Origin of the sequence: Longimonas sp., from assembly GCF_046498435.1 — a bacterium.
Lineage (GTDB): Bacteria > Bacteroidota > Rhodothermia > Rhodothermales > Salinibacteraceae > Longimonas.
Genome location: NZ_JAWOAR010000287.1, coordinates 1 through 11,802 on the forward strand (window position 1 = coordinate 1; position 11,802 = coordinate 11,802).

The 11,802-nt window shown below is 60.7% G+C and carries 6 protein-coding genes; 5 read left to right on the forward strand and 1 reads right to left on the reverse strand.

The window, feature by feature from the left end; all coding sequences use genetic code 11:
- Positions 1-421: 421 nt before the first annotated feature.
- Positions 422-1,954 carry a helix-turn-helix domain-containing protein gene (locus R6U20_RS11115; RefSeq protein WP_410337927.1) on the reverse strand — a complete coding sequence of 511 codons (1,533 nt, stop codon included), beginning with the start codon at positions 1,952-1,954 and terminating at the stop codon, positions 422-424.
- A 215-nt stretch (positions 1,955-2,169) separates the two neighbouring features.
- Between R6U20_RS11115 and R6U20_RS11120 the strand changes: the two genes are divergently transcribed.
- The 5 genes from R6U20_RS11120 to R6U20_RS11140 all read left to right on the forward strand — a co-directional run bounded on the left by R6U20_RS11120 (position 2,170) and on the right by R6U20_RS11140 (position 11,737).
- Positions 2,170-3,912 carry a malate synthase gene (locus R6U20_RS11120; RefSeq protein WP_410337928.1) on the forward strand — a complete coding sequence of 581 codons (1,743 nt, stop codon included), beginning with the start codon at positions 2,170-2,172 and terminating at the stop codon, positions 3,910-3,912.
- A gap of 129 nt (positions 3,913-4,041) precedes the next feature.
- On the forward strand, positions 4,042-5,346 hold the full coding sequence (gene aceA / locus R6U20_RS11125; RefSeq protein WP_410337929.1) for an isocitrate lyase: 1,305 nt from the start codon (positions 4,042-4,044) through the stop codon (positions 5,344-5,346).
- Positions 5,347-5,648: 302 nt separating this feature from the next.
- Complete coding sequence (locus tag R6U20_RS11130) at positions 5,649-8,336, forward strand: cation-translocating P-type ATPase (RefSeq protein ID WP_410337930.1); 2,688 nt, start codon at positions 5,649-5,651, stop codon at positions 8,334-8,336.
- Positions 8,337-8,596: 260 nt separating this feature from the next.
- Positions 8,597-9,145, forward strand: a complete 549-nt coding sequence (locus tag R6U20_RS11135; protein ID WP_410337931.1) for a hypothetical protein — start codon at positions 8,597-8,599, stop codon at positions 9,143-9,145.
- A gap of 21 nt (positions 9,146-9,166) precedes the next feature.
- Positions 9,167-11,737 carry a helicase-related protein gene (locus R6U20_RS11140; RefSeq protein ID WP_410337932.1) on the forward strand — a complete coding sequence of 857 codons (2,571 nt, stop codon included), beginning with the start codon at positions 9,167-9,169 and terminating at the stop codon, positions 11,735-11,737.
- Positions 11,738-11,802: the final 65 nt, after the last annotated feature.

An 11,802-nucleotide genomic window follows, 5' to 3' on the forward strand; every position in this document is an offset into this window, starting at 1 on the left:
GGGGAGGCGAACGGCACCGCCTGTCGCGTTGGCAGATCCTGGGCGGGCGGGCGCTGTGCCTGCACTGACGAGGCGTCCTGCCAGCGTGGCAGTGGGTAGTGGGGACCGGAAGGGAATCGCGTGCGGAAGGAGCTCGTTCGGCTTCCCTCTTCCCCATTTTTGTCACCTTGAGCGCAGCCGAAAGGTCTCCCACAACATCAGCACGGGATGCGTTCTACGAACATCTCTTCCACCGTGGCAGAAGCATGCGGCTCACGGGCCGGGACGTCCCATGAAGTGCTGATTTAAATCCCCCCCTCAGTCGCTGCGCGACAGCTCCCCTCTCCAGGGGAGCGGCTTGGGACGGCTGCTTACACTTGTCTTCCTCTAAACACGTACGAACCCCGTGACGAGCATAAGTGATGATTGGATGGGCTCATGCTTATGCGCTGCGTGTGGCGTTGGTGAGTTCGCGCAGGGCTTCGATCTGCCGTTGTTCGCGCTGCTCCTTGTCGTAGAGCGTGCGCGGGGCCACGCGTTCCTGGCACTGCGCTTCGGTGAGGGGGCAGCGCTCGCAGGTGAGGTTGACTTCGCGCCGCGTAATGGCGGGGTCATGTGCAAAATGCACCTGGCGGCGGAACGCCTCATCCATCAGGAAGCCGATGGAGACGCAGGAGTTCGTTGTGTCTTTCAAGGCGAGCGGACGGGCGGTAGAGAGCGTGAAGAACTCGGCATCCGCATTGATGAAATGCGACCGCTGCGCCCGCACGGCGGCGGATGTGCTGGACGGGTCGTGCGCGTAGTCGTCTTGCGCCTGGGCTTCAGACAGCTCTTTGAGTAGTTGGATGGCCGGCCAGCGCTGGCAGTAGTGCTCGCGCAGCCCGATGCCGTGGGGGACCGCAATGCCCGACAGGTTCAGCATTTTGGTGAGATGGTAGTCGGGCGAGCCCTGCTCGTGGTGGAAGCGCAGAAAAAAGAAGGCGTTCAGGTCAAAGTGATGCGGCACGAGCTGCGTGAGGCGGTAGTAGAGCATCTCGGGCGTGGCCTGGAAGCGATCCATCTGCTCGCGCAAGAACGCACCATCGTCCCATGTGGACTGGTCGAACCATTGGCGCAGCGCAGCCAGGAGCGAGGATTCGTTCAGGATGAGTGCACCGCCAAAGTAGGACGCCTTAAAGTTGTTCAGCACCTGCTCGAACGACTCAGCACGAATCCACGACGAGGTGCGGGCACGTTCTTCCAGATCGAGCACGTTGTAGCCAATTTCGCGGGCGTAAATAAAGGCGCGCTGAATCGGCATCAGGTCGCCGTTTACGTAAAACGTAGGGGGAGTGCCGTTGCCATCCACAAAGACGGAACGGAACGGGTGCAGTTCGGGATGATCGGGCAGTACCTCCAGATCGATGGTATACCCGAACTCGTCTTCGAGGAGGGCGCGCAGCGTTGTATCCGAAAGCGGGTCGTGCGGGGTCCACTCGCGCTGCCGACGAAACGAGGCGGCTTCGTCTTCCAGCTCCGGAAAGTAGTTGTCGTGCAATTGCTGATACGAGCGCAGCGCCGCAAATAGAAAGTGCTCCACCTGCATGTCGTAGGTGCGGCCCACCTCCAGAAACGTGCGGATGAGCGCACCCGCCTTCGAGGGCGCATCCGACACGAGCGCAAACACGTCGTGCGGGGCGAGCCCGAACAACTCGAACGGAAACTCCTGGATGAAGGGCGAGCTGAACATCTCCTTGAGCGGATCGAGCTTGTCGTCAACGCTTAGCGATACGAGGTCGTCGTACGACACGTTGAACGCCTCGGCCAGCCCAAGCAGCTTATCGGGACTCGGGTACTTCTTGCCTTTCTCAATCTCGCTGAGGTAGGACACTGAAAGTCCTGAACGCTCCGATATCTCTTTGAGCGATGCATTCTGCTCCTGCCGCAGCGTGCGCAGCTTCAGTCCAAGAATGAAGCGAAGGTTTTCGGGACGCATGGCCATGGAGGGAGAGCACGTTTGGATCAGAAGGGAAGCAGCGCTCCAATTATTCGCTGACAGCGAAGTTTCTTTAACGGTGCATGAATACTCCAGAAGTGGCGTGGTTAATATCCTCTGTTAGCGAAATTTCGCTTGACAAAGATATTCGCAGATCATAATGTATATAGCGCATTCACACTCGGACACACAGGGGCTTAACCGCAGAGGGCATTATGGCTGTATCATCGATCGACGTGGAGCCGACCTCCACGACATGGACCAAACTCGCCGATGGCGTTGAAATCAATCAGGAAGCGCTTACGCCGAAAGCAGAGTCGCTACTCACCGATGAGGTGGTGGCGCTTGTTGCAAAGGTGCACCGCCGCTTTGAGCATGAGCGGCAGACGCTGCTCGCCGCGCGGCGCACCCGTCAGGATGCGTACGACGATGGTGCGCTGCCGGGCTTCCTGCCGCAGGACGAGCATCCCGAGGCGCACACCGACTGGCAGGTCGACCCGCTGCCCGACGACATCTTGCAGCGGCGCGTGGAGATTACCGGTCCGGTGAACGACCCGAAGATGGTCATCAACATGCTCAGCCGCACCGACGACGGCCACCGCGCCGATGCCGCCATGCTCGACTTCGAGGACGCGATGAAGCCGACCTGGCCCAATGTGATGCAGGGCGTGCAGAACGTGAAAGAAGCTGCCGAGGGCACGCTTAGCTTCACCAAGACCGATGCCGACGGCAACGCGATCAAGGAGTACGCCATCGACCCCGACGACATGCCGCTCCTCATGGTGCGGGTGCGCGGGTTGCATCTCTACGAGTCAAATCTGCTCGTCAACAACATCCCCGTGTCGGGCGGACTCCTGGACCTGGTGCTCACGACCTACCACACGGCGCAGACGCTCATCGAACAGGGCAAGACGCCGAAGTACTACATCCCGAAGGTGGAGCACTACAAAGAGGCGCGCTGGTGGAACGCGGTGCTGTCGTTTATTGAGGACGAACTCGGCATCGAGGAAGGCACCATCAAAACCACGCTGTTGATTGAGACGCTGGAGGCGGCCTTTCAGATGGAGGAGATTCTCTATGAGATGCGCACGCACGCCGCTGGACTGAATGGCGGACGCTGGGACAAGATTTTCAGCGACATCAAGGTGCTTAAGTCGCACGAGGACCGTGTCATGGCCGACCGCAACTCCATTGGCATGAACCGCTCGTGGATGGCCAACTACGTGAAGCAGCTCATCCGCGTCTGCCACACGCACGGCGCGTTTGGCATGGGCGGTATGGCCCCGCAAACGCCCGGACGCACCGAAGAATTGCGCAAAAAGCAGGTCGAAAAAGTGGTGGCCGACAAGGAGTTTGAGGCTTCAATCGGGCACGACGGATGCTGGGTATCGCACCCGTACTTCATTGGTCCGGCGATGCAGCCGTTTAACGAAAAGCTGGAGGCGAAAGGCACCACGCATCAGCTCGATGTGATTCCGGATTTGCCCGAACAGCCCGACCTGCTTCCCAAATCCACCAGTCCCAAGACGCTTGACGGCGTGCGTGTGAATGTGCGTGTGGCGATTGGCTACATGCAGGGTTGGGGCAATGATTATGGATGTGTGGCCTGGGACAACCGCATGGAAGATCTGGCCACCTTCGAAATCTCGCGGGCTCAGGTGTGGCAGTGGCTACACCACGGCATCACGCTCGACGACGGTACCGAAGTCACGCCCGAGCTGGTCACGCATGTCTTTGATGAAGAGATCGCCGTCATCGAATCCGAAGTCGAAGACGTCATGGAGGGCGCTTCCGACGACGCGGTTGAAGCGACGAAGGCCTCTTTTCGCACCGCGCGGGCCTGCGCCGAGCAGATCTTCCTTGAAGATGACTTCCGTGCGTTCCTGACGTGCTCCTCTGAGCGCTATGGCGATGCGGCGCATCGCAAAGCGCTGCTTGAAGAGGACTCGTGCGTGTAGGCAAATAGCACAACCAATACGGTCTGGCCGCCCCCACCGGCTCTCGTGGCTCCGAGTAGCGAGCCCCACCAACTAACCATCGACGCCCCGCCTTCGGGCGGTTTATCTGGACTCAACGAGGTACTCGTTATGACTACGCAAGCAAGCACCCCAACAAACGAAGAGCGCGTGCAAGCGCTCAAGAGCGACTGGGCGACCAATCCCCGCTGGGATGGCATTGAGCGGACCTACACGGCTGAAGACGTAATCCGTCTGCGTGGCTCCTTCGACATGGAGTACACAATGGCTGCGCGCGGGGCCGATCGCCTGTGGGACCTGCTCCACACCGACGACTACGTAGCGGCGCTTGGGGCACTCACCGGCAACCAGGCGATGCAGCAGGTGAAAGCCGGGCTCAAAGCCGTCTACCTGAGCGGCTGGCAGGTGGCCGCCGATGCCAACCTGTCGCGCCAGATGTATCCGGATCAGAGCCTCTACGCCTCGAACAGCGCGCCCGACGTGGTGCGGCGCATCAACAACACCCTGAAGCGCGCCGACGAACTGCATCACGCTGAAGGCAACGGCGATGACACCTACTGGATGGCGCCCATCATGGCCGATGCCGAAGCCGGACATGGTGGTGTGCTGCACGCCTACGAGCTCATGAAGTCCATGATCGAAGCCGGCGCGGCGGGGGTTCATTACGAAGACCAGCTGGCCGCCGAGAAGAAATGCGGGCACCTGGGCGGTAAGGTGCTTATCCCCACGCAGCAGTTTGTGGAGGTGCTCACCAGCGCCCGCCTCGCTGCCGATGTGATGGGCGTGCCCACGCTCATCGTAGCCCGCACCGACGCCGACAGCGCTACGCTCCTCACAAGCGACGTCGACGAGCGCGACCGTCCGTTTATCACCAGCGAAACGCGCACCAGTGAAGGCTTCCACCGCATCTCCGGCGGACTGGAGATGGCCACCGCCCGCAGCCTGGCCTATGCGCCCTACGCCGATCTGCTCTGGTTCGAGACGTCGAAGCCCGACCTGGACGAGGCGAAGGCCTTTGCCGATGCGATCCACGAGCAGTACCCCGGCAAGATGCTGGCTTACAACTGCTCCCCGTCGTTCAACTGGAAAGCGCATCTCGACGATGACACGATTGCCGCGTTCCAGGAGAAGCTCGGCGAGATGGGCTATGCCTTCCAGTTCATCACGCTGGCCGGCTTCCATGCGCTGAACCACAGCATGTTCTCGCTGGCGAAGGGCTACAGCGAGCGCGGCATGGCGGCCTACTCGGAGTTGCAGCAGTCCGAGTTTGAAAGCGAAGCCGACGGCTACACCGCCACGAAGCACCAACGCGAAGTGGGTACCGGCTACTTCGACGCAATCAAGAACACAATCACCGGCGGCCAGTCGGAGACGGCTGCGATGAAGGGCTCCACGGAAGAGGCCCAGTTCGCGTAGCCTGAACAGGTTCCTCAGACGCCTCTCGCAAACACCGGATGTGCTTCCCAGACAAGCCTCGGCGCCCTGTGCGTCGGGGCTTGTGTGGTAAAGGGGCAGGCACAGGCTCATCCTCAATACTCTACTCCGCTTCCCCGAAAAGAGCGCCGTACGTATCACAGGAGCACCCTTTCACAGGAGCGCCCTTTGCATTTGCAGGGAAGCCACTCCATAGCGGCGAACGTGATAGCGCGTACAGCGTGCGTATGGGTGGTCCACCAGGTATCCGCTCACGTCTGCATGCTGACACACAAGAGAGATCGATGAATCAGACACTAAGCCGTGAAGACGCAAGCACCCGGCCGTGGGAAGAGGCTTTAGATCAACTCGATGTGCAGAAAGACCAGGGGCTTAGCGCTCGCGAGGTCGAACAACGCCGGGCGCGTTTCGGCAGCAACGAACTCCGCGAAAAAGAGCCCGCCAGTGTCTGGAACGTCCTGTTTTCGCAGTTGCTCGACCCGATCGTTGGGCTGCTTGCTGCCGCGGCGGTCGTTTCTCTCGTGCTCGGCCAACACGTCGATGCCCTCGCTATTGGTGTGGTCATCGTTATCAACACCGCCATTGGCTTCTTTACGGAGTGGAAAGCGGTGCGGTCGATGGAGGCGCTCGAAGAACTCGGCGGGCTTGATGCGAAGGTGCGGCGCGAGGGCGAGGTCTACGAAATCGACGCGAGCGAGCTCGTCCCCGGCGACATTGTCATCCTGGATGCGGGTGACCTGGTGAGTGCCGACATCCGACTGTTCGACGCGAGCCGGCTCCAGGTCAACGAATCGGCCCTTACCGGTGAATCGGTTCCCGTCGCCAAAGAGACCGATGCACTAACCGAATCGAGCGACCTTGCCGAGACGCGCAACATGGTCTTTAAGGGAACGTCGGTGACGCGGGGCACCGGTGCAGGCGTTGTGGTGCGGACCGGCATGGATACGGAAATTGGCCACGTCTCCGAGCTCGTCGTCTCTGCCGAAGAAGAAGTGACGCCGCTCGAAAAACGTCTCGACAAGCTTGCCCATATGCTTATCTGGGCCGTGATCGGGCTTGCAGCGATCATTGGGGGGATCGGTCTGCTTTCGGGTCAGGAGCCCCGGCTCATCATCGAAATCTCCGTTGCGCTCGCTATCGCCGCAATTCCTGAAGGGCTTCCGATTATCGCCACCATCGCGCTTGCACGTGGCGTCTGGCAGATGGCCCAGCGCAACGCACTTATCAACCAGCTGTCCTCGGTCGAAACGCTCGGCGCGACCAGCGTGATCTGTACCGACAAAACCGGTACGCTGACTGAAAACCAGATGACAGTCACGCGCTTCACCTTGTCCGATGAAACGATCACGGTCAGCGGCGAAGGGCTAAACCGCGAGGGAACGTTTTCTATAGACGACGAGACGATCGCGCCCGAGCAGCACAAGCCGCTGGAGACGGTCTTACGGGTTGGCGCGCTTTGCAGCAACGCTGAACTGGGGCCCGAGGGTACCGACCCCGTCGGCGACCCGCTTGAGGTGGCCCTCCTTGTTGCGGCAGTCAAAGCAGGAATGCAGCGCAACGAGATGCTTGCGCGCTACCCTGAAGTCCGCGAGGACGCCTTTGACTCAGCGACCAAGCGGATGGCGACATTTCATGAGCAGCCCCATCAAGACGGCTACTTCGTTGCCGTAAAAGGAGCCGCTGAAGAAGTCCTGGATGCCTGTACGCATGTCTTGACTGCCAACGGCCCCAAACCGGTTGGCGACGACCATTACGAACACTGGGAAAACGTCAATCAACAGCTTGCTGAAGATGGGCTCCGGGTTATTGCGCTTGCCTGCCGGACCGCCGACGACAGCGATGCTAACCCATACCAGGATCTGACCTTTGTTGGCTTTGCGGGCATGGTCGACCCACCCCGCGAAGACGTTAAGCCAGCGATTGAGGCGTGTCATGAGGCGGGCATTCGTATTGTGATGGTGACCGGAGATCAGCCAGCGACAGCAAAAAATGTAGCGCGAGCGCTCGACCTCACCGAAAACGATGCCGAAGCTCTGCGTGGCGACGAGCTTGCCGCCCCCGATACGCTGTCTGACGAGCAGCGCAACCGCCTCATCGACACCCCAATCTTTGCCCGCGTCAGTCCCGAAGAGAAGCTGAACCTGATCAGCCTCCACCAGAACGCCGGGCAGATCGTTGCGATGACGGGCGACGGAGTCAACGACGCGCCTGCTCTCAAAAAGGCGGACATCGGCGTCGCAATGGGCGAACGGGGCACGCAGGTGGCCCAGCAAGCTGCCCGGATGGTATTGCAAGATGATGCGTTCGGGACGATCGTGAATGCCATTGAGTACGGGCGGGCGATTTTCGACAACATCCGCAAGTTCACGATCTATCTGCTGTCGGGCAACATCGGCCAGATCTTTATTATCGGCGTCGCGTCTGGGTTGGGGGCAAGCCTTCCGCTCCTGCCTCTTCAGATTCTCTATCTCAACATCGTGAACGACGTTTTTCCTGCGCTTGCGCTAGGGGTCGGTGAAGGGGACAAAAACATTATGAAGCGCCCGCCCCGTCCTGCAAGCGAGCCGATTATTGCTCGGCGTCACTGGCGGCGCATGATCGTTTACGGCATCATCATCGCAGCGCCGGTACTTGCGGCCTTCTGGCTTGCCCAGGGCTGGCTCGGTAAACCCTACGAATCCGCCGTGACCATCGCCTTCCTGGGCGTATCGATCTCCCGACTCTGGCACGTCTTTAACGTCCGCACGCCCGGCTCTGGCATATTTGACAACGAGATTAGCCGCAACCCCTACATTTGGGGCGCATTTGGCGTCTGCTTGACGCTCCTGCTTGGTGCGGTCTACCTCCCGGGCCTGTCGAGTACCCTGCAACTGGTGCACCCGGGCCTCGACGGCTGGCTCCTTGTTCTCGCAACCAGCGTAGTGCCGTGGATTCTGGGGCAGACCTACAAGAGCACAATGACCCGGGATTAACAGGCTGATCGGCGGACTGCACCATCAAGGTCCCCTGCGTGCTTGGCTCTTGGATACAAGACCCGCCCCCCATGTCCGCCCAAGGAGGGTGCTGCGTAGACCCATGTAGAATAGACACTGCCCTTTGCCCCGGAAAAATGGCGTCATCCCACCCAAAGATGACCATCCCCTGCTCTTTTCAGGCGATTCGCTTGCCTCTATTCTGTGTTATCACTATGTTTAAAAAGCATATCGCGTCTACTCCAATCCGCTAATGCAGTATGGACCTTTCTCCGACAAGCACCTCTTCCACTGCGTCTACCATTGCGCCCGGCGCCCGCCTTCGCATTCGCGGGGCGGAGTGGCTGGTGGAACGCACCGAGCGCACCTCCGACGACCAGCAGGTGATTCGCGTAACGGGCATCTCGGAGCTTGTTGAGGGGCTGGAGGCGCAGTTTCTCGTTCCGCTCGAAACCGATCAGCTCGAACGAGTTGATCCGACCGAGACGCAGCTCCGCGTTGATCCGTCCCGGCAGTTTCGGCTCGCCCGGCTGCACATGGAGAGCCGCCTGCGCGACCGGGTGCCGACCGACAACCAGCTCCATATCGGTACGCAGGCGGCAATGGATGCGCTCCCGTACCAGTGGGAGCCGGCCCTCCAGGCCCTGGACCAACCCCGACAGCGCATCCTGATTGCCGATGGCACCGGCCTCGGCAAAACGCTCGAAGCGGGCATTCTGATGAGCGAGCTCATCGAGCGCGGGCGCGGCAAGCGTATCCTCGTGGTTGCGCTCAAAAGCATGATGGCGCAGCTTCAGCAGGAATGGTGAAGCGCGTCCACCATTCCGCTGGTGCGGCTGGATTCGCGGGGCATCCGCCGCATCCGCGAGCGCATTCCGGCCAACCACAATCCCTTTTCGTACTACGACAAGACCATCATCTCCATCGACACGCTGAAGCGCGGGGCGGAGTATCGGACGTACATCGAGGATGCGCAATGGGATATCGTGGTGGTGGATGAGGCGCAGAACGCCGCCAAACGGGGCAGTACGCCGTCGCAGCGCCACAAGCTGGTCGATATGCTGTCGCGCCAGTGCGATACGATGATCATGCTCTCGGCTACCCCGCACGACGGAACGCCCGAGAGCTTTGCCAGCCTCATGAACATGCTGGATCCGACCGCCATTGCCAATCCGTCGGACTACTCGCGCGAGGACATTGAGGGGCTGTTCATTCGGCGCTTCAAGGGCGACATCAAGGATCAGGTGGATACAGCGTTTCTGGATCGCGATGTGGCGGTCTGCGATACCGAGTCGTCCGCGGCCGAGGAGTCGGTCTATGAGCTGCTTGCGGAGCTTGATCTGGCTACGCTCGATGAGGATCAGCGCGGGGGCTTTCTCTTCAAAACGACGCTCGAAAAGGCGCTCTTCTCCAGCCCGGCCGCTTGCCTCGAAACCGTCACCAATCGCATTGACCGGCTGCAGCGCGATGCGGAGTCCGACCATCGCCACGACCTGAAGCAGCTAACAGAACTGCGTGACGCACTGCAACAGGTGGATGCCAGGCAGTTCAGCAAGTACCAGGCGCTGGTTAGCCTCCTCAGTGATCCCGATACCGGACTGGGCTGGACCGGCACCGATGCCGACGACCGGCTCGTGATCTTCAGCGAACGGCTCGAAACCCTGCGCTTCCTCAAAACGCATCTCACAGACGACCTGGACCTCCCGCCCGAGGCGGTCCAGACCCTGCACGGCGGGATGTCGGATGTGAAGCAGCTAACAGAACTGCGTGACGCCCTGCAACAGGTGGATGCCAGTCAGTTTAGCAAGTACCAGGAGCTGGTTCGCTTGCTCGGTGATCCGGATGCTGGGCTGGGCTGGACCGGCACCGACGCTGATGACCGGCTTGTGATCTTCAGCGAACGGCTCGAAACCCTGCGCTTCCTCAAAACGCATCTCACAGCCGACCTGGACCTGCCGCCCGAGGCGGTCCAGACCCTGCACGGCGGGATGTCGGATGTGGAGCAGCAGGAGATTGTGGAGGCGTTCGGACAGGACAAGGCGGATGTGCGGGTCCTCTTGGCCTCCGACATTGCCGCGGAAGGCATCAACCTGCACTACCTGTCGCACCGGCTCATCCACTTCGATATTCCGTGGTCGCTGATGATCTTTCAGCAGCGCAATGGGCGCATCGACCGGTACGGACAGGACCAGCGGCCTCAGATTCGCTACATGGCAACCAAGCCTGCGCATCCCAAAATACGGGGCGACCTGCGCATCCTCGAAGTGCTGATTCGGAAGGAGGAGCAGGCCGAGTCCAACATCGACGACCCGGCGGCGCTCATGGGAGTCTACGATGTGGAGAAAGAGCAACAACGCACCGGCCAGGCGATGGAGTCGGGCGAGACCGATGAGGAGTTCGAGCGCGAGTTGGAGGCCAACGTCGCGGAAGAGAGCGTGATGGACATGCTGCTTGCTGGCGAAGACGACGACGCGTCGCCCTCGCCGCAGGACCGGGTGGCCGATCCGGTTTCGCTCTTCGACAGCGAGTTCGACTATCTCCAGACGGCGCTGAACTACTTCAACACCGCGCAGGGGATGGAACTGGACATCGATACCTATCCCAGCCGAGAAACGGTGCGTCTTACCGCGACCGACTCCATCAAAGCACGCTTCGAACGGCTCCCCGATAACGCGTTCCCCAGCGACCGCGTGTTCTTGCTGTCGTCGGACCCGGAGGAGGTGCAGGACTCGATTCGTGCGGGGCGGCAGGCCAGCACGGCGTGGCCCGATGTGCAGTACCTCTGGAAGCTGCATCCGGTGATGCAGTGGGTGGACGACACCGTGGCATCGCGCTTTCATCGCAACGAGGCGCCGGTACTGACGCTGCCGCCGCTGCCTGCGGGCGAGCGGATGATCATCTGTTCGGGCAATATCCCCAATCGGCGAGGGCAGCCCGTCGTCAACGAATGGGTGGGGGTGGTTTTCGCAGACGGCGTGATCACCGACCGGCTTTCGTTTGAGGAGGTCATCAACCGCGCCCGCCTGGACACGCAGCTGGCCAATGCCGCCCCCGACCTCGACACCGGCGCGCTGGAGACGCTGCTGCCCGATGCCATCGAGGCGGCGGAGCAGCACATGCTTGCGCGTCGCGAGGAGGTTGAGAACAAGCTTAACGAGCAGCTCCAAACGCAGCTTGATCGGCTGGAAGATCTGAGACGTCGCCATAAGCGCCAGATAGAGATCGAGTTCGACGCCAGCGACCGCCCGGAAGGCATTGTGAAGGGCGAAAAGGAAAAGCGCCGCCGCGCTATCAAGCGCATCTTTGACGACTTTTACGACTGGGTCGAAGACACCATGACCACCGAGAAAAGTGCCGACATCCAGGTGGTGGCCGCGCTTACCTCTACCCAGACGGGCTAAGACGCCCCGCTGCAAGGTTCTTTCCCCTGACAACTATTGCTCTCTGATGAAGCGACATGTTCTGC

What these genes read in the sequence shown, in the direction of transcription:
- R6U20_RS11130 (WP_410337930.1), top strand. Translation starts at nt 5,649, where the DNA reads ATGAATCAGACACTAAGCCGTGAAGACGCAAGCACCCGGCCGTGGGAA.
- R6U20_RS11115 (WP_410337927.1), bottom strand. Translation starts at nt 1,954, where the DNA reads ATGCGTCCCGAAAACCTTCGCTTCATTCTTGGACTGAAGCTGCGCACG.
- aceA (WP_410337929.1), top strand. Translation starts at nt 4,042, where the DNA reads ATGACTACGCAAGCAAGCACCCCAACAAACGAAGAGCGCGTGCAAGCG.
- R6U20_RS11135 (WP_410337931.1), top strand. Translation starts at nt 8,597, where the DNA reads ATGGACCTTTCTCCGACAAGCACCTCTTCCACTGCGTCTACCATTGCG.
- R6U20_RS11120 (WP_410337928.1), top strand. Translation starts at nt 2,170, where the DNA reads ATGGCTGTATCATCGATCGACGTGGAGCCGACCTCCACGACATGGACC.